Raw genomic sequence first — 23,110 nt, 5'->3', positions numbered from 1 at the left:
GGGAACAACAGATTATGAATACTCAAACAACCATTAATAAAAGTTTTTGGTATGCCGATTGGTCATTCCCTATTCTTTGTGGATTACTCTCTGCAGGTATTTTCGCTGGAACACATACTTTTTATGTATATGGGATTGGTGCTTTTAACGAAATAGCATTTGTTGCAATGCTTAAATCTGGTATGACGACAGGTGATTATGGTGCCGTAGCCGCTTTTGGTGCTAGCTTTTTATTTGCGCGTGTCATTGAGGGATCGCTGGTTGGGATACTTGATATTGGTGGTGCGCTACAAACAGGTATTGGTTTAGGTGTGCCAGCGTTGTTATTAGCGGGTGGCTATACATTGCCAATTGAGAATTTTTTGGTAGCGTTATTAACCGGTTTATTGCTCGGTATGGTAATCGGCTTACTTATCATCCTTATTCGTAAATTTACGGTTAACAGTGGTGGTGGATCAACCTTTGGCGCAGATGTCATGATGGGAGCGGGAAATGCATCAGGTCGATTTCTTGGCCCAATGATTATTTTATCAGCTATGGTTGCATCTATTCCTATTGGTATAGGGTCATTGCTTGGTGCACTATTATTTTATGTATGGAAAAAGCCTATTACAGGTGGTGCAATATTAGGTGCCATGATTTTTGGCGGTATCTTCCCAATTATATAATATTATGTCCCCTCTATCATGATTATGGTCGAGGGGATTGGATTAAATTATGTATGATTTAATTATAAAAAATGCCAAACTCATTGATAATTCAATAACCGATATTGCCATTCAACAAGGCAAAATTGTGGAAATTGGCAAAAATATAATCACAACATCAAATCAAGTATTGGATTTACAAAATCAACACTATATAAGTGCCGGCTGGATAGATTCCCATACTCATTGCTTTGCTCACTCACCAATTTACCACGATGAACCAGATCTCATTGGTGTTAAAACTGGTGTGACGGCAGTGGTTGATGCTGGTAGTGTTGGCGCACTTGATGCGGACGAATTTTATGATTTAGCGATGCTGGCTAAAACTCATGTTTATTCTTTTTTAAATATCTCAAAAATTGGTTTAATAAGGCAAAGTGAGCTTGCTGATATGCAAGATATAGATGTGCCGTTATTTGACCAAACTTTAGTTAAATATCCTAATTTTATTATTGGAATAAAAGTTAGGATGAGTCGTAGCGTTGTTGGCGAAAATGGTATTTTACCGTTAATCAAAGCGAAAGAGATGCAGAAAAAGACGGGTTTGCCACTAATGATTCATGTAGGAAATAATCCGCCTGAACTTGATGAAATTGCTGATTTATTAACTAAAGGCGATATTATTACTCATTGTTTTAATGGTAAGCCAAACCAAATATTTGATAAGCAGAATAATCTGCGTGATTCAATTAAACGCGCCATTGAACGTGGGGTGATTTTAGATATTGGTCATGGTGGTGAAAGTTTCAGTTTTTCGGTAGCTGAGCGAGCTAAATGCTTAGATGTTTATCCAAACACTATCAGCTCTGATATATATTCTAAAAATCGCTTGCAAGGTCCTGTATTTAACTTAGCAAATGTGATGAATAAATTTATCTGTCTAGGTTATAGCAAAACTAGAATTATTGATAGTGTCACTAAAAATGCGGCACAAATTTTGCATTTAAACGATAAAGGGGAAATAGCTATTGGCTATGATGCCGATTTGACTATTTTTGATATAAAACAGCAAACCGTCTCTTTAACTGATTCAGAAGGTGAGCAGAGGGAATGCCATGAACAGTTTGTTCCTTTAGCCGCTATCGTAACGAATACAACCAAAAAAGTTACACACATTGAAATAACACAAGAAGGTAGTAAAAATGAGCTCAGAATCTCAAACTGAAAAAGAAATATACAGTAAATACCACTTGAAAAAAGTGATTAATGCTTCGGGGCGAATGACTATTTTAGGTGTTTCAACACCTAGAGCAGAAGTGGTTGATACTGTATCCCACGGATTAAATGAATATTTTGAAATAAAAGATTTAGTTGATAAAACTGGTCAATACATTGCTAAATTACTCAATGTCGAAAACGCTGTGGTCGTATCATGTGCCTCTGCTGGCATTGCGCAAGCTGTCGCAGGTTTAATCGTTAAAGATGATCGTGATTTATTATTTAATTTACATAGTTCTGATAAATGGGTAGCAAGGGAAATTATTGTGCCAAAAGGACATAACGTAAATTTTGGTGCACCTATTAGTACTATGGTCGCTCTAGGTGGTGGAATTGTGGTTGAAGCGGGTTATGCAAATGAGTGCAAACCAGAGCACATTGAATCATTAATTAATTCTGATACCGCAGCTATTTTATATGTTAAATCACATCATTGTGTGCAAAAAAGTATGTTATCAGTTGCGCAAGCCGTAACAGTGGCCAAAAAATATAATATTCCATTAATTGTTGATGCCGCAGCGGAAGAGGATTTACAAACCTATTATCAACAAGGCGCTGATTTAGTTATTTATAGTGGTGCAAAAGCAATTGAAGGGCCAACTAGTGGCTTAGTTATTGGCCGCCACCAAGCCATTGAATGGCTTAAACTTCAGTCTCAAGGTATTGGCCGACCAATGAAGGTTGGTAAAGAAGGTATTTTAGGCTTAACCAGGGCAATTGAGTTATATATTAACGATCCTAAACAAGAAACTGGGCAAGAAATGGTTGTCAAAATGACACCATTTATCGAAAAGTTAAATTCTATTAATGGTATATCGGCAAAAGTTGTCTGGGATGGTGCTGGCCGAGATATTGCTCGTGCAGAAATATCATTTGATGCAAAGGTTATTGGTAAAAGTGCTGTTGAAATGATAGACCTGATGAAGCAAGGCGAGATTGCAGTCTATTTTCGGGAATATAAAGCCAATGAGGGTAAAGTAGATGCAGATGTTCGTAGTGTAACGGCGGAACAGCTTGATATTGTCTATAACAAAATTATAAAAATTATTCAAGGAGTTAAATAATGCAATTGACACCAAATTATTTTAACGAACGCGTTTGTTTAAACGTATTAGCCAATTCAATTGATAATGCTAGTGCTATTTATGAAGCTGCACAAACTTATGTTGTTGTGGGAGTGTTATCTAAAAATTATCCAGATAATCAGCAAGCAATAGAAGATATGAAAAAATATGCGTTAGCCATTGATAATGCTATTTCAGTTGGTCTGGGAGCGGGTGATCCTAATCAATCTACTATGGTGTCAGAAATATCTGCAGTTCTACAGCCTCAACATGTTAATCAAGTTTTTACAGGGGTGGCAACAAGTCGTGCTTTATTAGGACAAAAAGAAACGGTAATTAATGGTCTTGTATCACCAACAGGGAAAGTAGGATTAGTTAATATAGCTACAGGACCACTAAGCTCAAAATCACCAGCTGCTATCGTTCCGGTTGAAACCGCTATTGCTTTATTAAAAGATATGGGAGGAAGCTCAATTAAATATTTTCCTATGGGCGGGTTAAAACATATAGATGAATATGAGTATGTGGCTAAATGCTGTGCTGAACATAATTTCTATCTAGAACCTACTGGTGGTATTGATTTAGACAATTATGAAACAATTTTAAAAATTGCCTTAAATGCCGGTGTGAAAAAAGTTATTCCACATATTTATACCTCAATTATTGATAAAACAACTGGGGCGACAAGAACTGAAGATGTTAAACAACTATTAGCGATTACGCAAAAATTAGCAGGATGAGTAATGGCATCTAAATTGCTATTCCCTTATCAACGATTAGCGTATATTTTTGATACCATAAAAAACGAATTGCTACCTCAAAAAGAGCTAGCAAATCGTTTTACAGTATCAATCAGAACGATTCGATCTGATATTGTTGCGCTTAACGATGTATTAAATAAGTATGGTGCGCAAGTTGATTATATTAAAAACGTTGGTTATCACCTTGTCATAACAGATCCTAATCTGTATGCAACCATTCCGGTTGTTCAGCAAATAGAACGGGTTCCTCGAACTAATAAAGAGCGCGTTTCCGCTTTATTGATTGCATTTTTAACTCAATCAAAGTCGGTAAAATTGGATGATATTGCAGGTGAATGGTTCTTGAGCCGTAATACATTACAAAATGATGTTATTGAAGTTAAGCAATATTTAGATAAATACCATTTATCGCTGGATAATCGTCCTTATTCAGGTATGCGATTAGTTGGTGAGGAATCGGCTATTCGAGCATGTTTAACTGATATTTTATGGCAACATCATATCACAGGGGACACTATCAATGTTAATCGGTTAATTCAGACGATATTATCTGATATTGATTTAGATTATCTGGAAAGTGTACTACAAAATCAGTTTGAACGTTTTGAATTAAAATTAACCTCGGAAGGGCAAGGGTATTTGCTCTATTGTTGTGCTGTTTCAATCACCAGAATTACGCAAGGGTATGAACTAGTTGAATATCAAGTCGATAATATTGATTCGACTGTTATTGGCGCTGCACGTGAGGTTTCTGAAGGCTTCTCCTATTTTTTAGGTAGTACCCTTTCTGATGCTGAATTCAACTATTTATGTGTGCAGATTATGTCGCGCACTATTATGGAATCACCTAATCAAGCTAAAAGTTTAGAGTTATTTGAACATATCTTATCTTATATCAATGATTCTTATCACTATAATTTGAAACAAGATATGAAGCTACGTCAAGATATGTTAATTCATATTTCATCGTTGCTATCTCGTATAAAATATCAAATTCATACTTCTAATCCGTTATTACATGAAATTAAACAATATTATCCTTTTGCTTATGATATTACTTTATCGGCATTAGCGAATATTCCTAAGTTTACTGATGTGAAAATGACTGAAGACGAAATCAGCTATTTAGCAATTCATATAGGGGTAGCATTAGAGCGCAATTATAGTGCAGGATATAAAAGATTAGTGCAAATTTTATTAGTCAGTGAATTAGGTAACGCCACTTTACGTATGATTGAATCAAAAATTAAACGCGATTTTCCTCATATTTTAATTAATCGAACGATTTCTTATAGAGAATATGAACAGTTAACGCATATTGAAGAAGATTTTGTGGTATCGACGGTTCGCTTAAACGAAAAAGATAAGCAAATAGTGAAAATAGCACCATTTCCAACGCCTTATCAACTAGAACAATTAGGGCGTTTATCAATGGTTGATCGCACTATGCCATATATTATTGAGCGTTTTTTTAATGAAAAATTTTTCCTAATTATTGACAAACCGATGACACAAAGCGAACTATTCCAGAGAGTTTGTCAACGGCTGGAAAAATTTGGATATGTGGGACAGGACTTTTATCCATCGGTAGTAGAACGAGAAAGTATTGTATCGACTTTAATCGGTGAAAATATTGCTATTCCTCATTCAGTTGGGTTGTTGGCCAAAAAGACAGTAGTTACCACTATTTTGGCTCCTCAAGGTATTGAATGGAATAAAAATGAAATTGCGCATGTTATTTTCTTATTAGCAATTAGCAAAGATGAATACGAAGATGCGATGCGAATTTATAACTTAGTCGTCAATTTTGTTAAAGAGAGATCAACTAAGCGGTTGTTAAATAGTCGTAATTTTGATGATTTTCAAGCTATTGTAAAAGATAGTTTTGGGCGTTTATCGTAATAAACTCGATTTAATTTGCAATTAAAAAAGGGATTTAACTAAGCGAGTAACACAAGTTATTTAGTGATTAAATAAATAACAATTGTGAACGCTAAAAAACCCCGTTCCTCAAAATTTTTTGTTAAGAAATAAGTAAAATTATAATTATAAATATTTAAGAAATAATCAACAATTAAAACAAATTATCATGTGCTTGCCCATTGACGAAATGGTGATTTAAAGGTATTATGCGCGCCTTATGGCTTTGTGTGGTTTTTAGCTGCACTTAATAATTTTTAAGGTAGGCATGCATATCTTATGCAAAATAAATTACCATTAACAATTGACCCAATCAAAGCAGCACAAAAAAGACTTGATTATGCTGGATATTATCCAGCAAAAAGTGCAACAAGGATTGAAAGTCCAAAAAGTGATATCGAATGTCATTTGTCTTTTGATTTTGATGAGCAAAGACTTTGCGTTATCACTATTGATGCAAAAATGACGCTAGAACAAATTTGTCAGCGTTGTTTTAAACCTTTTATCACTGAAGTTCATGTGATGAATAAATTTAGTCCTGTTAAGAGCGATGCTCAAGCAGAGACATTACCGGAACATTATGAACCCGTTTTAGTTAACGAGTTTGGTGAAGTAGATATATTAGCGTTAATTGAGGACGAAATTATTCTCTCATTACCAATTGCGCCGGTGCATGATAGTAAACACTGCGAAGTGTCAGAGGCAGATATGGTGTTTGGTGAAATTCCTGCTGAGAATGAAAAACCAAATCCATTTGCAATTTTAGTTAGTTTAAAGAATAAGGGGTAAATCCATGGCTGTTCAACAGAATCGTAAAACTCGTGCAAAACGTGGTATGCGTCGTTCTCATGATGCATTAACTGTTGCTAATATCTCAGTTGATGAATCAGGTAAAACTCATTTACGTCATCACGTAACCGCTGATGGTTATTATCGCGGCCGAAAAGTGATTTCTAAATAATTAATTAGTAATTAGAAATCTTCAGGTGACATTTTGGATAATCTAACCATTGCGTTAGATGCTATGAGCGGGGACTTTGGTCCTCGTATTGTTGTTCCTGCTGCAATTCAAGCATTACATCATTATCCAAATCTTTCTATCTTTCTTGTTGGTGACATAAAGGAAGTTAGATTTTTTTTATCTAAAGAAAATACCAAGCTAGTTACCCAGTACCAAGAAACTGGTCGCTTGATGGTGACAGAATCAACATCTATCATTACTAATGATATGAAACCTTCTTATGCGATTAGGCATAGTCAAGGTTCGTCAATGAGAATTGCATTAGAGTTAGTAAAAAATAATAAAGCTCAAGCTTGTGTTAGTGCTGGTAATACGGGTGCGCTGATGGGGTTGTCTAAGTTATTATTACATTCTCTAACCGGTATTGATAGACCAGCATTAGTTGCCACCATTCCGGCGTTAAATAATCAAAATACTGTGGTACTTGATTTGGGAGCAAATGCTGAATGTGATAGCGATATGCTGGTTCAATTTGCTATAATGGGTGAAATACTAGCAAAATCGGTTCTTCATATTGAAAATCCTCGTGTTGCTTTGCTTAATATTGGTGAAGAAGACATCAAAGGATTGGATAAAATTCGTGCTGCTGCGTCTATTTTGAAAGCTAATCATCAAATTAATTATATTGGTTATTTAGAAGGTAATGAGCTATTAACTGGTAAAACAGATGTATTAGTTTGTGACGGCTTTGTTGGTAATGTGACTTTGAAAACGGTAGAAGGGTTAATTAAAATTTTTCTATCTTCGTTCAAAATGCTTTTAGGGCACAACTCATTAGTTATGAAGTTTTTGAGTAAATGGCTGCAAAGAAAATTAGTAAAAAATTTTGGTTATTTAGACCCTGGGCGATATAATGGTGCGTGTTTACTTGGTCTTCAAAGTATTGTGATTAAAAGTCACGGTAGTGCCAATCAAAAATCATTTTTTGCAGCAATAGAGCAAGCTATTTTAGCTATCGAAACAAATATACCAGAGAAGATTGCCAATAGCCTTTCTTCTGCACTACCCAAGAGCGAATAATTCGATGTATACAAAAATATTAGGAACAGGAAGTTATCTTCCAAAACAAATAAGAACTAATGCCGATCTTGAAAAAATGGTGGATACTAGTGACGAATGGATAACTACTCGTACGGGTATTAAAGAAAGAAGGATAGCTGCACCCGATGAAACTGTTACTAGTATGGCCTATGAAGCGGCGATTAAAGCTATTGAAATGGCGGATATTGATAAACAAGAGATTGGTTTGATTATTGTTGCAACAGCAACGTCTGCTAACGCTTTTCCTAGCTCGGCTACAGAATTACAAGCTAAATTAGATCTCGGTGATGTGGTTGCCTTCGATGTGTCGGCAGCTTGTTCTGGATTTATTTATGCATTAGATATTGCTGATAAATACGTAAAAAGTGGTGTAATAAAATATGCCTTAGTTGTTGGTTCTGATATGTTAACCCGTGGTGTTGATCCAACAGATAGAGGTACAATTATCATTTTTGGTGATGGTGCTGGAGCAGTTGTGGTTGGAGCTTCTGAAGAGCCTGGTATTATTGCCTCTCATTTACATGCCGACGGCCGTTATGGCGAATTATTAAAATACCCATATGTTGATCGCCGATCACTTAATGATCCTCTCTATATGACAATGCAAGGTAACGATGTATTCAAAATTGCAGTCAAAGAACTTTCTAATCTAGTTGATGAACTTTTAACCGAAAATACATTTAATAAATCTGATTTAGATTGGTTAGTACCACATCAAGCTAATTTACGGATTATTTCAGCTACAGCCAAACGTCTTGATATGGATATGAGTAAGGTGATTGTTACACTTGATAAACAAGGTAATACTTCTGCTGCATCAGTACCTTGTGCATTAGATACAGGTGTGCGAGATGGGCGTATCAAACGAGGACAACTAATTTTATTAGAAGCTTTCGGTGGCGGCTTTGTTTGGGGCTCAGCACTCGTTAGATTTTAATTTTATAAATTATTTAGGTAATCAAGGATTTCAAAATGACCAAATTTGCAATGGTATTTCCAGGACAAGGCTCACAAGCTGTTGGTATGTTAAAAGATCTTGCTGAAAATTATCCAGTTGTGAAATCAACTTTCGATGAAGCATCACAAGTATTAGGTTATGATTTATGGGCTTTAGTTCAAGATGGTCCCGCTGAAGAATTAAATAAAACTTGGCAAACACAACCGGCATTACTTGCTGCATCGGTTGCGATTTATCGAGTTTGGCAAAGTATTAATGGCCCTCAACCAGAATTTATGGCTGGTCACAGTTTGGGTGAGTATTCTGTATTAGTATGTGCTGGCGTGATTGATTTCAAAGACGCTATTAAATTAGTAGAGTTACGCGGTAAATTAATGCAAGAGGCAGTGCCTAGTGGTACTGGTGCAATGTTTGCTATTATTGGTTTAGATAACGATTCAATTCAAAAAGCATGTGAACAAGCGGCTCAAGGTCAAATTGTTGCGCCAGTTAATTTTAATTCACCAGGCCAAGTTGTTATTGCCGGTAATAAAGAAGCCGTTGAACGTGCCGGTGCGCTTTGTAAAGAGGCCGGCGCTAAACGTGCGTTACCATTGGCGGTAAGTGTTCCTTCACATTGCGCATTAATGAAACCAGCCGCTGATAAACTAGCGACAACTTTAAATAACATGACGTTTAATACACCTCAATTTGCTGTGATTAATAACGTTGATGTAAAAGTTGAATCATCGGCAGATAATATTAAAGCGGCATTAATAGCTCAGTTATATAGCCCAGTTCGTTGGACTGAAACAGTTGAAGAAATGGCAAAACAAGGTGTAACACTGTTAGTTGAGATGGGCCCAGGTAAAGTTTTAACGGGCTTAACTAAACGTATTGTTGATTCATTATCAGCTTGTGCTGTTAATGATAAAGCGTCATTAGATGTTGCAATTGAAAATACTAAATAGAATACAAAAGGGGTAGTTATGAACCTATCAGGAAAAATTGCTTTAGTAACTGGTGCAAGCCGTGGAATTGGAAAGGCCATTGCGGAAAAATTAGTTGCATGTGGTGCAACAGTGATTGGTACTGCAACGACAGAAAAAGGCGCACAGGCAATAAGTGAATATTTAGGCTCTAACGGAAAAGGTTTGGCACTAAATGTAACTGACGAAGCATCTATTGAATCAGTTATTAATGCAATTAAAACGGAGTTTGGCGATATTGATATTTTAGTTAATAACGCAGGTATTACCCGTGATAATCTATTAATGCGAATGAAAGAAGACGAATGGCAAGATATTTTAAATACTAACTTAACATCAGTTTTTCGTTTATCAAAAGCATTAATGCGTACTATGATGAAAAAACGTTATGGTCGAATTATTACTATAGGCTCAGTTGTAGGCACTATGGGTAACGCTGGTCAGGCTAATTATGCTGCAGCAAAAGCCGGATTAATCGGATTTAGTAAATCTTTAGCACGTGAAGTTGCATCTCGTGGAATTACAGTTAATGTTGTTGCACCAGGATTTATTGCAACTGATATGACAGAAGCCCTAACGGATGAGCAAAAAGCTTTAACGTTAGCGCAAGTACCAGCAGGACGTTTAGGTGAACCGGCTGAGATTGCTAATGCGGTGGCATTTTTGGCTTCTGATGAAGCATCTTACATTACAGGTGAAACTTTACATGTCAATGGCGGCATGTATATGGTGTAATTGATCAGAATAGTGTAAAATGAACCAATAATTTGAAGTTTTGAACAAAAAATAAGCAATTGGGTTGAAAAATGATTGGCATCTTTTTCAACATTTTATAAACTTACATTCACCGCCACTTTCGGCGATATTTATAGGAAAAAAAAGAGTATGAGCACTATTGAAGAGCGAGTTAAGAAAATTATTGTTGAGCAACTTGGTGTGAAAGAGGACGAAGTTAAGAATGAATCTTCTTTCGTTGAAGATCTTGGCGCTGACTCTCTTGACACAGTTGAATTAGTTATGGCTTTAGAAGAAGAATTTGATACAGAAATTCCTGATGAAGAAGCTGAAAAAATTACAACTGTACAATCAGCAATTGATTATATTACTGCAAATCAATAAGGTTAGCAGAGTTTTCACAATAGGCGGTCAAATGATCGCCTAGTTTTTATTTATGTCTCTATTTTTATAGAGTGAATTTGACATAATTTAATTCTGAAAACTCATAATAAAATTTTCAATGATTCAAATTTCATTTCAATCCTTTTCTGGAGGACAATGTGTCTAAACGCAGAGTTGTTGTTACTGGAATGGGCATGATATCTCCATTAGGTAATACAGTTGAGTCTACTTGGCAAGCTTTATTAGCAGGTCAAAGTGGCGTAGAACTTATAGAACACTTTGATACAGCCCCTTTTGCAACCCGCTTCGCAGCGATGGTTAAAGACTTTAATGGCGAAGATTATAATATTTCACGTAAAGATGCTCGTAAAATGGATTATTTTATCCAATATGGTATTGCTGCAGGTATGCAAGCAATGCAAGATGCTGGCATTGAAGTTACTGAAGAAAACGCAGAACGCATCGGTTGTGCTATCGGTTCAGGTATTGGTGGACTAGGATTAATTGAAGAAAATCATAGTGCATTAGTCAATGGTGGACCTCGTAAAATTAGCCCATTTTTTGTGCCATCAACAATAGTCAATATGATTGCTGGTCATTTATCAATTATCTACGGATTAAAGGGGCCAAGTATTACTATTGCTACCGCTTGTTCATCGGGCGTGCATAATATTGGTCATGCTGCACGTATGATTGCTTATGGTGATGCCGATGCAATGTTAGCCGGTGGTGGTGAAAAAGCTAGTACACCATTGGGTATCGGTGGTTTTGGTGCTGCTCGTGCATTATCAACAAACAATGATAATCCTAAAGCTGCTAGTCGCCCATGGGATAAAGATCGTGATGGTTTTGTGCTTGGTGATGGTGCAGGTATCATGTTCTTAGAAGAATATGAACATGCTAAAAAACGTGGCGCTAAAATTTATGCTGAGATCGTTGGTTTTGGTATGAGTGGCGATGCTTATCATATGACTTCACCTCCAGAAAATGGTAGTGGCGCAGCATTAGCTATGAAATGTGCTATTCGTGATGCAGGTATAACGGCTGAACAAGTTGGATATATTAATGCGCATGGTACGTCAACTCCGGCTGGCGATAAAGCAGAAACGCAAGCAGTTAAAAGTATTTTCCAAGAAAATGCTAATAAAGTAATGGTAAGTTCAACTAAATCGATGATTGGGCATTTATTAGGTGCTGCTGGTGCTGTTGAATCTATCTTTACAGTGCTTGCATTACGTGATCAAGCTGTTCCACCAACAATTAATCTTGATAACCCTGATGAGGGTTGTGATCTGGATTATGTTCCACATACAGCTCGTCAAGTGAAAAACTTAGAATATGCGCTTTGTAATTCATTTGGTTTTGGTGGTACTAACGGTTCAGTTTTATTCAAGAAGATCTAATCTTTTTCTTCCCATCACAATTAAGTGATGGGAATCACCTATTCTATTATCTTTTTTTTTGATAATACACTTCACAGATTAAAAAATGTGGCATATACCTCATTTTTAAAAATATTTAGTAGCTTAATATTAATAAAAGCGTATGTTTTAACTTAATACATGGATAAAAAATATTTTGCTGAATAATGGTAATAAGATTTATCTATGCAGGATTTTTTAATTTTTAGGAGCTGTTATTATGATTACTACTGCACTTTTCCCCAATCGATACATTCAAGGCTTTAATGCAATTGAAAATAGTTTAGGCGAAGAATTAGCGAGACTTGGAAAAAAAGCGTTATTGCTTGAAAGTCCATCTGCCCACAAAAATTTATCTAAAACTATCGAAAAATCACTATCAGATAAGATTGAAAGTGTCGTTGATATTTTTAACCGAGAATGTAGTGATGAAGAAATTACAAGAATAATTGAGTTAGCCAAAACTCAAAACATTGATGTGATTGTTGGTATAGGTGGAGGGAAGGTTATTGATACAGCGAAAGCAGTAGCCGCAACTATTCATTATCCTTGTGTTGTTGTGCCAACTCTGGCCTCAACAGATGCACCTTGCAGTGCTTTATCAGTAATTTACACTTCAACAGGTGAATTTAAACGCTATTTTGTGCTACCAAGAAATCCTGATGTTGTTTTAGTTGATTCAAAAGTTATCGCTAATGCTCCTGCAAGATTTTTAGTTGCAGGTATGGGCGATGCTTTAGCAACTTGGTTTGAAGCCGAAGATTGTAGGCAATCAAAAGCAGGGAATATGAGTGGGCGACCTGGCCCAATGACCGCATTTGCGCTAGCAAAATTTTGTTTTGAAATATTGTTAAAATATGGTGTACAAGCTAAAAATGCTTGTGAACAAAAAGTAGTAACCTCAGCACTGGAACACGTTATTGAAGCTAATACGTTACTATCTGGATTAGGATTTGAAAGTGGTGGCCTTTCAGCTGCACATGCCATTCATAATGGATTTACTGCATTAGAAGCGACACATGATTACTGGCATGGTGAAAAAGTGGCGTTTGGTACACTTGCTATGTTAATGTTAATTGATAGTGATCCACAAATGATTGAAACCGTTTATGATTTCTGTCAGTCCGTTGGGTTGCCAATCACATTAGCAGAAATTGGCTTAGCTAATGTTAGCGATGATGACTTAATGCAAGTGGCAATTTTAGCTTGTGCGCAAGGTGAGTCAATTTATAATTCTCCTGCTGAAATCACTCCCGACACAGTATTTGCAGCAATAAAAGCCGCAAATGCTGAAGGTTTACGACGCAAATAACGTTTCGCATTTATCAACACTAATTCGATTAACGTCCGTTGTTATATAACGGACGTTTTTGTAATTGGATAGTTGGTATATTTAGTGATAAATAAAGACAATAAGAATATTCATATGGTTTATGCTATAATTGTGGCTAATTTTCTGGGTAATTATTTTTGGTAAATATGACTGAACCTAAGTTTATTCATCTTCATTTACATAGCGATTTTTCAATGATTGATGGCATAGCTAAAGTAGGTACTTTAGTTAATGAAGTAAGCAAGTTGCAAATGCCTGCTTTTGCCATTACTGATTTTACCAATCTGTGTGGACTGGTGAAGTTTTATGGTTCAGCAATGGGTAAGGGCATCAAACCGATTATTGGTGCCGATTTAGCCGTTAAAAATTCACAATTAAGTGATGATGTTTATCGATTAACATTGTTAGCAGCAAACAATGAAGGCTATCAAAATCTTACATTATTAATCTCTAAAGCTTACCAGCGTGGCTATATTGGAGATATGCCGGTTGTTGATCAGGAATGGTTAAGGTCGCATCGCGATGGTTTAATTATATTAGCTGGTCGTGACAGTGATATAGGTATTGGTATTATTCGCGATAATCAGGAAATTATTGAAGATGCAATTAACTTTTATCGAGAAAATTTTAATCAACACTTTTATTTTGAATTAGTTCGTACTAATCGCCTTAATGAAGAATTATTTATTCATAGCGCCATTAAGCTGGCTGAACAATATTCCTTACCTGTTGTGGCGACTAATGATGTGCGATTTTTGAAACCTTCTGATTTTGAGGCTCATGAAATTCGAGTTGCTATTCATGATGGTAATACACTTGAAGATCCTAATAGACCGAAAAATTATTCTGCTGAACAGTATTTGCGTACTGAACAAGAGATGTGCGATTTATTTTCAGATATTCCAGAGGCATTAGAAAACAGCGTAGAAATAGCTAAGCGATGCAATGTGACTATAAGGCTTGGTGAATATTTCCTACCGCAATTTCCTACTGGTGATATGTCGACGGAAGATTTTTTGGTACATAAATCTCGAGAAGGTTTAGAGGAGAGATTAGAATTTCTTTTTCCTGATCCGGAAGAACGAAAACAAAAACGTCCAGAATATGATGAGCGATTAGAAACAGAATTAAACGTAATAAATCAGATGGGTTTTCCTGGTTACTTTTTGATCGTGATGGAATTTATTCAATGGTCAAAAGATAACGATATTCCCGTTGGCCCTGGGCGTGGATCAGGGGCAGGATCACTGGTTGCGTATGCTTTAAAAATAACTGATTTAGATCCATTAGCATTTGATTTACTTTTTGAACGTTTTTTGAATCCAGAACGGGTTTCCATGCCGGATTTTGATGTCGACTTTTGTATGGAAAAGCGTGATATGGTTATTGATCACGTTGCTGATATGTATGGTCGAGATGCGGTATCTCAAATTATTACCTTTGGTACTATGGCTGCTAAAGCGGTTATTCGTGATGTAGGGCGAGTACTTGGCCATCCTTATGGATTTGTTGATCGTATATCAAAATTAATTCCTCTTGATCCTGGTATGACCTTAGCTAAAGCATTTGAAGCTGAACCACAATTGCAAGAGCTTTATGATAATAATGAAGAAGTTAAGTCTCTTATTGATATCGCAAGACAGTTGGAAGGTGTTACTCGAAATGCGGGTAAACATGCTGGAGGTGTCGTAATATCACCAACTAAGATTACTGATTTTTCTCCTATTTATTGTGATCCCGAGGGGCTCCATCCTGTAACTCAATTTGATAAAAATGATGTTGAATATGCAGGACTGGTTAAATTTGACTTCTTAGGATTACGCACCTTAACCATTATTGACTGGGCGATTAAAATGATTAATGAGCGCCAGTTAAGGGATGGTAAGCCAATAGTTGATATTACGCGTATTCCATTAGATGATGAAGAATCTTTCCAATTATTATTAAAGGCTGAAACAACAGCGGTCTTCCAATTGGAATCGCGTGGTATGAAAGATTTAATCAGGCGGTTAAAGCCCGACTGTTTTGAAGATATGATCGCTTTAGTTGCTTTATTTCGACCTGGGCCGTTACAGTCAGGGATGGTGGATAATTTTATTGACCGTAAGCATGGACGAGAAGAAGTATCTTATCCAGATATCAATCATCAACACGAATCTCTTAAACCAATATTAGAGCCAACCTATGGCATAATTTTATATCAAGAACAAGTTATGCAAATTGCCCAAACACTATCTGGTTATACGCTAGGTGGCGCAGACTTGTTACGACGAGCGATGGGTAAGAAAAAACCAGAAGAGATGGCTAAGCAGCGTTCTGTTTTTAAAGAAGGTGCGGAAAAGCAAGGCGTTGATGGTGAACTTTCAATGCATATTTTTGACCTGGTTGAAAAATTTGCTGGTTATGGCTTTAATAAATCTCACTCTGCTGCTTATGCGCTTGTTTCCTATCAGACTTTATGGTTAAAGACACATTATCCAGCTGAATTTATGGCTGCAGTAATGACTGCTGATATGGATAATACTGATAAAATTGTTGGTTTAGTTGACGAATGTCTAAGAATGGGGTTGCAAGTTAATCCTCCTGATATTAATAGTGGTCTTTACCATTTCCATGTCAATGATAAAGGTGAAATTGTTTACGGTATTGGTGCTATAAAAGGAGTAGGGGAAGGCCCAATAGAAGCTATTGTTGAAGCTCGTAATAGTGGTGGTTATTTTAAAAATATCTTTGAGCTTTGTGCTCGAACTGATATGAAAAAAATTAATCGTCGGGTGTTAGAAAAATTAACTATGGCTGGTGCCTTTGATAAATTAGGACCACATAGAGCGGCTATTTTACATAGTATCAATGATGCCATGCAAGCGGCAGATCAATACGCTAAAGCGCAGAATATTGGTCAAGAAGATATGTTTGGCGTACTTGCTGAAGAGCCAGAACAAGTTGAGCACGCATATGCTGCTGTACCTGAATTACCAGCACAAGTTTTACTTGAAGGTGAACGTGAAGCATTAGGACTTTATTTAACCGGACATCCGGTTACCCAATATTTAAAAGAACTCAATCGATATTCCGGAGGTGTTCGTATTAGCGAGGCAGCACCTACTGGATGGGGAAAAATGGCTACTTTTGCCGGTATAGTTGTTGATGCCAGAGTTCGGATTACCAAAAAAGGTAATAAAATTGGATTATTCACTTTAGATGATAGGTCAGGACGAATTGATGGAATGCTTTTTTCTGAAGCATTAGATAAATTTGGGCATTTACTTGTAAAAGATAAAATTTTAATTGTCTCTGGTCAAGTAAGTCATGATGATTTCAATGGTGGCTTTAAATTATCTGTGCGAGACATTGTTGACTTAAAAGATGCTCGGGCTAAATATGTTAAAGGGTTAGCTGTTACATTAACTGATATTGAGGTTAATCGGACAATCCTACAAAGGCTTCAACAAATTATAGAACCTTATCGACATGGTAGTGTGCCTGTTAATTTATATTATCAAAGAGAAGACTCCATCGTACGCCTGCAATTTGGTACCACTTGGCGTATAGTACCTGAAGATGCATTAATAATAGAACTAAAAACCTTACTAGGTAATGAACGTGTGAATTTTGAATTTGATTAATTAAGTTATATTAATCGAATAAGTAATAAAAAATCTGGGCTATTTAGATGTAAAGATTTAAATAAACATTAAAGGTGCTATTTAACCTGTTTAAGTGTATTAATAATAAATATTGATGACTTCAATGACGATTACATAGTAAAATTGATTTAATTTTCTTTTAATAAATAGTCTGTATACTAAATTTAGTAACGTATTTTTTATAAAATACAAATAATACAAGAGGCAATCACAAGCGTTATGAACAATTTTTTGGAATTTGAAAAGCCGATAGCGGAATTAGAAGCAAAAATTAATTCCTTAAAGAATATTGATTCGCAACAAGTTGAATTAGATATTAATTTAGATAAAGAAATTAAGCAATTAAATCAGAAAAGTCGTGAATTGACTAAAAAAATATTTTCTAATCTATCGCCTTGGGATGTGGCTCAGTTAGCTAGGCACCCTAATCGTCCTTACACATTAGACTATATTAATGAAATTTTTACTGATTTTGATGAGTTAGCTGGAGATAGAGCTTATGCTGATGATAAGGCAATTGTTGGCGGTATAGCGCGTATAGATGATCGCCCTGTTATGGTGATTGGCCATCAAAAAGGTCGTGAAACTAAACAGAAAATCTATCGTAACTTTGGTATGCCAGCTCCAGAAGGTTACCGTAAAGCATTGAGATTAATGCAACTGGCTGAGCGATTTAAGTTACCAATTATTACATTTATTGATACGCCAGGTGCATATCCTGGAATTGGTGCAGAAGAAAGAGGACAAGCAGAAGCAATTGCGCGTAACCTGCGTGAGATGTCACGATTAAATGTACCAACAATTTGTACTGTCATTGGTGAAGGTGGCTCGGGCGGAGCACTTGCAATTGGTGTCGCAGATAAAGTCAATATGCTACAGTATAGTACTTACTCCGTTATTTCTCCGGAAGGATGTGCATCGATTTTATGGAAAAGTGCTGATAAAGCACCAGTAGCAGCAGAAGCAATGAATATGACAGCTGACAAATTGATAAAATTGAATCTGATCGATTCTGTCGTACCTGAACCTCTTGGTGGTGCTCATCGTGACTATACTGCTGTTGCTACTTCACTTAAAGCACAATTATTAGCTGATCTGGATGAATTAGAAGGTTTAGCATTACCTGAACTGCTTGAAAGAAGATTCCAACGCCTTATGAACTACGGTTATGTGCGATAATTTAGGGATCGAAGGTAAATATGAATAAACCGACCGGATTGCAACGCATTATTAATGCGACAAAATATTCTTTGAAGGGATTTAAGTCTGCAATTAAATATGAAGTCGCATTTCGTCAAGAATTAATTGTATTAATTCTTGCTTATATAACAGTAATGTTAATCGATTTTTCAATTTATGAACGCATTTTATTATTGGGATCAATTGGCGTTGTGATGATTGTTGAATTACTCAATAGTGCCATTGAATGCGTGGTTGATCGTATTGGTAGTGAAAGGCATGAATTGTCTGGACGGGCAAAAGATTATGGTTCTGCAGCGGTTTTCCTTTCCCTGTTACTAACTATAATTTTATGGATTTATCTGTTTGCTTGTCATTTCTTTCCTTAATTTTAAATATTTAGCTGTTGTTTAAATATTATTTATTAAAAATGCGAGAGATTCTCGCATTTTTGATCTATAACCATTAGAAATCATTCTGGAACTAATTCCTTGATAAGATAATTCCCTGTTTTTTCTGTATCAAGGGTGTTTTTCAACCACGGCATAATGGTTTGCATTTGTTGCTGTAATTTCCATGGCGGATTAATAACGATCATACCTGAAGCCGTCATACCTTTCTGGTTATTATCTGGTTTGATTGCAAATTCAAATTGAGAAATTTTCTTAATGCCTAAGTTGACAATTTCATCTATCATCTTTTGCGTTTGAGTTCGAGAAACAACCGGATACCAAATTAAATAAATGCCAGTTGCGAAACGTTTATATGCTTCTAATAATGCTTTAGGGATTTTTTGATAATCATCTTTTATTTCATATGAAGGATCAATCAAAACGATGCCTCGACGAGATTCGGGAGGTAGTTTTGATTTTAATTGTGAAAATCCATCTTCTCTTAAAACTCGGGCCCGTTTATCTTTACTGAATTCTTGTCGCAATAATGGATAATCTGTAGGATGAAGTTCTGTAAGATTGATTTTGTCTTGTTCTCTTAGTAATTGTTTAGCAATTAAAGGTGAGCCTAAATAATATTTCAAGTTATCGAAAGGGTTATAACGTTTTAAAACCGATAAATAAGTATTAAGTAATTCAGGTGTTTCGGATTGTTGCCAAATTAAATTGATACCAGATAAATATTCTCCTGTTTTTTCAGAATGTTCACTTTGTAGTAAATAACGACCAGCTCCAGAATGAGTATCTAAGTATAAAAATGGTTTTTCTTTTTCTTTTAATGAGTTAATACATAATGTTAATACAATATGTTTTAATACATCGGCATGATTGCCTGCGTGATAGCTATGACGATAGCTTAACATGACTTATTTAACCTCTTTTTTTCATTTTTTTGCATATAAAAAGTAGTTAAAGCTAGACTTAACAGGCAGGGTATTTCCATTAACTCCTCAATTAAATCTTTGCGCTGTGGATCTAACACCAAAAATTGGTAACCTAAACGACGGTGTTCAGCAGTATCGGCGATACCTAAGAATAAAAAGGCGAAAAATAGATGCCAGACCGGAATTGTTTCATATTTATATCGACGAATTATTTCTTGGCGAATAGTTGGCAAAAATGTAGTTAGTAATGGAATTGCCATGATAATACCAGCAATAATTTTATAATAAAAACGAGGAACATCTGGGAAAAAATCTCGTCCCCAGCTGATACCTCTACCAAACAGCATAAACCACCAAAATATTGTCCAAATCCAAAATTTATACAGGTTTGAATGATTTTTAACACTTTTCGCATAAAAATAGCTATAACCGCACATAAATAATAAAAATAATGACTGGAGATGTTCGACTAAACTTACGGTTAGTTTGCCATATAATGGCAGACAAAAGTTACCTACGATATATAAGAAAAAGCTTAAGAGTACAATAAATATAGAACTTTTGTAAAAGTGGGTATCAAAATTAGGCATAATTTATTTTAAAATTAACTAAAGTTTTTAAGTTTTAGTATAGTACCGCATTTACGACATTGATAACTAGTTTTATTATTTATAATTTTGTTATGTCGTATTGGTGATAAATAATGCTCTTGGCAGTCACAAAAATATATATATTCGTTGCGTTTAATCTTGAAATTATGGGTCACTTTTGGTTCTTTTTTCATTATTTCAGACATGACATATTGCCATTCTTTGCCATGTGGTTTTACTTTACCAAAGTATTGAAAAGTAATGAGATGAGCTAATTCATGAGGCACAACTTCATTAATAAAATCTTCCCTATTCTCATAGAGCATTGTGCTATTAAGTTGTATTTCCCAACGGGTTAATAATGCGCATCCAGCAATAGTACCTTTTGGTTTGTAACTGATTTTAGGCTCTTTATAATTGGTTGTTAATATTTGATTGGCTTGAATTAAGTGTGTTCTTAAACAAGCCAATACTTGATTTTGGAGATAAATTGGTACGCGTTTATAATCCTGCTGCATCGCGAAGAATAGCTGCCTTATCGGTTTTTTCCCATGGGAAGATATCTCGACCAAAATGGCCATAGCTTGCTGTTTTTTGATAAATTGGCTGGATAAGATCAAGCATTTGAATTAATCCATAAGGACGTAAATCAAAAAATTCTTTTATTAATGATATAATTTTATCTTGAGCAATTTTTTCAGTGCCAAAAGTATTAACATAAATAGAAGTTGGGTGAGCAACACCGATAGCGTAAGAAATTTGTAATTCACATTTATCAGCAAGTCCTGCGGCTACAATATTTTTGGCAACATATCTTGCAGCGTAAGCTGCTGAACGATCCACTTTTGAAGGATCTTTCCCTGAAAATGCTCCACCACCATGTCGTGCGGCACCACCATAAGTATCAACAATAATTTTTCGACCAGTTAAACCACAATCTCCCATAGGACCACCAATAACAAAACGTCCAGTAGGATTGATAAAATATTTTGTTCTTGAAGTTAACCACTCGCTTGGTAGGGTTGGTTTAATGATCTCTTCCATTACCGCTTCATGTAATGCTTTTTGTTCAATGTCTTCTGAATGTTGGGTCGATAAAACTATAGTATCAACGCCTTGAATTTTTCCATCTTGGTAAATTAATGTGACTTGGCTTTTGGCATCAGGTCTTAACCATGGGAGACTACCATTTTTTCTTACTTCAGCTTGACGACGCATAAGATCATGAGCATAACTAATTGCTGCTGGCATTAAGTTAGGCATTTCATTGGTAGCATAGCCAAACATAATACCTTGGTCACCAGCACCTTGTTCCAGTGGATTTTGACGATCAACACCTTGGTTAATATCCGGCGATTGCTTACCAATTGCATTGAGAACTGCACAAGAATTGGCATCAAAACCCATTTCTGAACTAGTATAACCAATATCATTAATGGTTTTTCTGGTTAATTCTTCAATATCAACCCAAGCCGAAGTTGTAATTTCTCCACCGACTAATGCCATACCTGTTTTTACGTAAGTTTCGCAAGCAACTCGTGCTTTAGGATCTTGTTCTAAAATAGCATCTAATACTGCATCAGATATTTGATCGGCTATTTTATCTGGATGACCTTCTGATACAGATTCTGAAGTAAATAGAAATTCTGACATGTTTTACCTTCTTTAACTTATTTAGTGCAATTCTCTAAATATAAAATAACGATGAAAGATGCTTGTGTTTAGCAGTTTTACCATCTAGACGTCCATTTTAATGATTTATTTTAAAAAAAGCCAGCACTACCGCAAACAAAATTACTTGCATAAAATTTTAATCAATTTAGGATATGGCTCGTTTATTTTTTTAACCTTCATTAACTATATATGAATATTGTAAAACAATCTCCCACAGTATTAGTTTTTGATTCGGGTATCGGTGGATTATCTATTTATAATGAAATCTATAATAAAATACCGAATCTACATTATATTTATGCTTTTGATAATGAAGGTTTTCCCTATGGTGATAAATCATCTGAATATTTAATCACTAGAGTGAATCGTATCATTGCTACCATTTTACAATCATACTCTATTGATTTAACAGTCATTGCATGTAATACCGCTAGCACTATTTGTTTACCCAGTTTACGAACAAACTTTACCTTTCCAATTGTTGGTGTTGTACCTGCAATTAAGCCTGCCAGCAAAGTTACTAAAAATAAATGCATAGGTTTATTGGCAACAAAGGCAACAATACAACGGGCATATACAAATAATTTGATCCAAGAATTTGCGCCAGATTGTAGTGTAAAGTTACTTGGTTTATCAGAATTAGCTCATATCGCTGAAAATAAGCTACAAGGGATTGCTGTTGATATGCAGCAACTTGAAACATTATTGCAGCCATGGCTTAATTTATCTACTATCCCCGATACTATTGTGCTCGGCTGCACTCATTATCCATTTATTAAAGATGAGTTAAAAATACTTTTTCCTAATACAACTTTCATCGATTCAGGATATGCAATTGCTTCAAGAGTCAATACATTGCTTAATGATCAGTATGATCTAAATAGTTTAAGTGAACTATCCACTCTAGATAATATTGTAATAAGTACATTACATAATCAGCAGGTTGAAAAATTAACTAAAAAATTCACTGAATATAATCTTAATAAATATCATTGCATTAGCGTTCATGCTGATTAAAGCTTATTCGAACAAATAAATAATTGCAATTTTTCACTTGCCAAAAAAAAAGAAGTGCCTATAATGCGCATCCACTGACACGGCGTCAGCGACAAGCAGACAAAACCAGTGTTAGTGAGCAAGGTCAAAAATTTTA

Annotated in this window: 22 protein-coding genes; 18 read left to right on the top strand and 4 right to left on the bottom strand. The window is 35.5% G+C overall.

Annotated features, from left to right (window positions below):
* The first annotated feature begins 14 nt into the window (after positions 1–14).
* The 17 genes from H3T80_RS11120 to H3T80_RS11040 all read left to right on the top strand — a co-directional run bounded on the left by H3T80_RS11120 (position 15) and on the right by H3T80_RS11040 (position 18,746).
* A complete protein-coding gene (locus tag H3T80_RS11120) occupies positions 15–668 on the top strand; it encodes a DUF4310 family protein (protein WP_086358844.1) in 654 nt (217 codons plus the stop codon).
* A gap of 49 nt (positions 669–717) precedes the next feature.
* Positions 718–1,872 carry an amidohydrolase/deacetylase family metallohydrolase gene (locus tag H3T80_RS11115; protein ID WP_198201736.1) on the top strand — a complete coding sequence of 385 codons (1,155 nt, stop codon included), beginning with the start codon at positions 718–720 and terminating at the stop codon, positions 1,870–1,872.
* Complete coding sequence (locus tag H3T80_RS11110) at positions 1,850–2,989, top strand: DgaE family pyridoxal phosphate-dependent ammonia lyase (RefSeq protein ID WP_198201735.1); 1,140 nt, start codon at positions 1,850–1,852, stop codon at positions 2,987–2,989. Before H3T80_RS11115 ends, H3T80_RS11110 begins: the two co-directional genes overlap by 23 nt.
* Positions 2,989–3,729, top strand: coding sequence for a KDGP aldolase family protein (locus H3T80_RS11105; RefSeq protein WP_198201734.1), 741 nt, complete (start codon positions 2,989–2,991; stop codon positions 3,727–3,729). The genes H3T80_RS11110 and H3T80_RS11105 overlap by 1 nt, the downstream gene beginning before the upstream one ends.
* Positions 3,730–3,732: 3 nt before the next feature.
* The gene (locus H3T80_RS11100; RefSeq protein WP_198201733.1) at positions 3,733–5,652 is read left to right on the top strand and encodes a transcription antiterminator; all 1,920 of its coding nucleotides are present in this window, start codon (positions 3,733–3,735) and stop codon (positions 5,650–5,652) included.
* Positions 5,653–5,949: 297 nt separating this feature from the next.
* Complete coding sequence (gene yceD / locus H3T80_RS11095) at positions 5,950–6,459, top strand: 23S rRNA accumulation protein YceD (RefSeq protein WP_198201732.1); 510 nt, start codon at positions 5,950–5,952, stop codon at positions 6,457–6,459.
* A 4-nt stretch (positions 6,460–6,463) separates the two neighbouring features.
* Positions 6,464–6,631 carry a 50S ribosomal protein L32 gene (gene rpmF / locus H3T80_RS11090; RefSeq protein ID WP_025316508.1) on the top strand — a complete coding sequence of 56 codons (168 nt, stop codon included), beginning with the start codon at positions 6,464–6,466 and terminating at the stop codon, positions 6,629–6,631.
* 33 nt (positions 6,632–6,664) lie between these two features.
* Positions 6,665–7,711: a phosphate acyltransferase PlsX gene (plsX, locus tag H3T80_RS11085; RefSeq protein ID WP_232350190.1), complete on the top strand. Its 1,047-nt coding sequence runs from the start codon at positions 6,665–6,667 to the stop codon at positions 7,709–7,711.
* A gap of 4 nt (positions 7,712–7,715) precedes the next feature.
* The gene (locus H3T80_RS11080; RefSeq protein ID WP_110448550.1) at positions 7,716–8,669 is read left to right on the top strand and encodes a beta-ketoacyl-ACP synthase III; all 954 of its coding nucleotides are present in this window, start codon (positions 7,716–7,718) and stop codon (positions 8,667–8,669) included.
* A gap of 35 nt (positions 8,670–8,704) precedes the next feature.
* Positions 8,705–9,640 (top strand): ACP S-malonyltransferase, encoded by a 936-nt coding sequence (gene fabD, locus H3T80_RS11075; protein WP_198201731.1) that lies wholly within the window; start codon positions 8,705–8,707, stop codon positions 9,638–9,640.
* 18 nt (positions 9,641–9,658) lie between these two features.
* Positions 9,659–10,393, top strand: coding sequence for a 3-oxoacyl-ACP reductase FabG (gene fabG / locus H3T80_RS11070; RefSeq protein WP_198201730.1), 735 nt, complete (start codon positions 9,659–9,661; stop codon positions 10,391–10,393).
* 150 nt (positions 10,394–10,543) lie between these two features.
* The gene (acpP, locus tag H3T80_RS11065; protein ID WP_025316503.1) at positions 10,544–10,777 is read left to right on the top strand and encodes an acyl carrier protein; all 234 of its coding nucleotides are present in this window, start codon (positions 10,544–10,546) and stop codon (positions 10,775–10,777) included.
* Between the two features lie 158 nt (positions 10,778–10,935).
* Positions 10,936–12,180: a beta-ketoacyl-ACP synthase II gene (fabF, locus tag H3T80_RS11060; RefSeq protein WP_065614599.1), complete on the top strand. Its 1,245-nt coding sequence runs from the start codon at positions 10,936–10,938 to the stop codon at positions 12,178–12,180.
* 238 nt (positions 12,181–12,418) lie between these two features.
* Positions 12,419–13,510 carry a glycerol dehydrogenase gene (locus H3T80_RS11055; protein ID WP_198201729.1) on the top strand — a complete coding sequence of 364 codons (1,092 nt, stop codon included), beginning with the start codon at positions 12,419–12,421 and terminating at the stop codon, positions 13,508–13,510.
* Positions 13,511–13,677: 167 nt separating this feature from the next.
* Entirely contained in the window at positions 13,678–17,157 is a 3,480-nt protein-coding gene (gene dnaE, locus H3T80_RS11050) for a DNA polymerase III subunit alpha (RefSeq protein ID WP_198201727.1), read from the top strand.
* Positions 17,158–17,397: 240 nt separating this feature from the next.
* Positions 17,398–18,357 carry an acetyl-CoA carboxylase carboxyl transferase subunit alpha gene (accA, locus tag H3T80_RS11045; protein ID WP_086362808.1) on the top strand — a complete coding sequence of 320 codons (960 nt, stop codon included), beginning with the start codon at positions 17,398–17,400 and terminating at the stop codon, positions 18,355–18,357.
* 20 nt (positions 18,358–18,377) lie between these two features.
* On the top strand, positions 18,378–18,746 hold the full coding sequence (locus H3T80_RS11040; protein WP_144190411.1) for a diacylglycerol kinase: 369 nt from the start codon (positions 18,378–18,380) through the stop codon (positions 18,744–18,746).
* 83 nt (positions 18,747–18,829) lie between these two features.
* On the opposite strand, the gene H3T80_RS11035 is transcribed toward H3T80_RS11040, so the two are convergent.
* From H3T80_RS11035 to metK, 4 genes are all read right to left on the bottom strand, one after another.
* Positions 18,830–19,672 carry a 23S rRNA (adenine(2030)-N(6))-methyltransferase RlmJ gene (locus tag H3T80_RS11035; RefSeq protein ID WP_110448543.1) on the bottom strand — a complete coding sequence of 281 codons (843 nt, stop codon included), beginning with the start codon at positions 19,670–19,672 and terminating at the stop codon, positions 18,830–18,832.
* Positions 19,666–20,040: a hypothetical protein gene (locus H3T80_RS11030; RefSeq protein ID WP_110448542.1), complete on the bottom strand. Its 375-nt coding sequence runs from the start codon at positions 20,038–20,040 to the stop codon at positions 19,666–19,668. Before H3T80_RS11030 ends, H3T80_RS11035 begins: the two co-directional genes overlap by 7 nt.
* Positions 20,041–20,297: 257 nt before the next feature.
* On the bottom strand, positions 20,298–20,801 hold the full coding sequence (locus H3T80_RS11025; RefSeq protein WP_198201725.1) for a SprT family zinc-dependent metalloprotease: 504 nt from the start codon (positions 20,799–20,801) through the stop codon (positions 20,298–20,300).
* The gene (gene metK, locus H3T80_RS11020; RefSeq protein ID WP_198201722.1) at positions 20,785–21,936 is read right to left on the bottom strand and encodes a methionine adenosyltransferase; all 1,152 of its coding nucleotides are present in this window, start codon (positions 21,934–21,936) and stop codon (positions 20,785–20,787) included. The genes H3T80_RS11025 and metK overlap by 17 nt, the downstream gene beginning before the upstream one ends.
* A 210-nt stretch (positions 21,937–22,146) precedes the next feature.
* Here metK and murI point away from each other — a divergent pair, with 210 nt between their 5' ends.
* Positions 22,147–22,974, top strand: a complete 828-nt coding sequence (gene murI, locus H3T80_RS11015; RefSeq protein WP_198201720.1) for a glutamate racemase — start codon at positions 22,147–22,149, stop codon at positions 22,972–22,974.
* The last annotated feature ends 136 nt before the right edge of the window (positions 22,975–23,110 follow it).

This window comes from Gilliamella sp. W8145 (assembly GCF_016101145.1).
Classification (GTDB): domain Bacteria; phylum Pseudomonadota; class Gammaproteobacteria; order Enterobacterales; family Orbaceae; genus Gilliamella; species Gilliamella apis_A.
The sequence above is the reverse complement of the archived record's forward strand: the minus strand, read 5'-3'. Positions and strand labels throughout refer to the sequence as shown.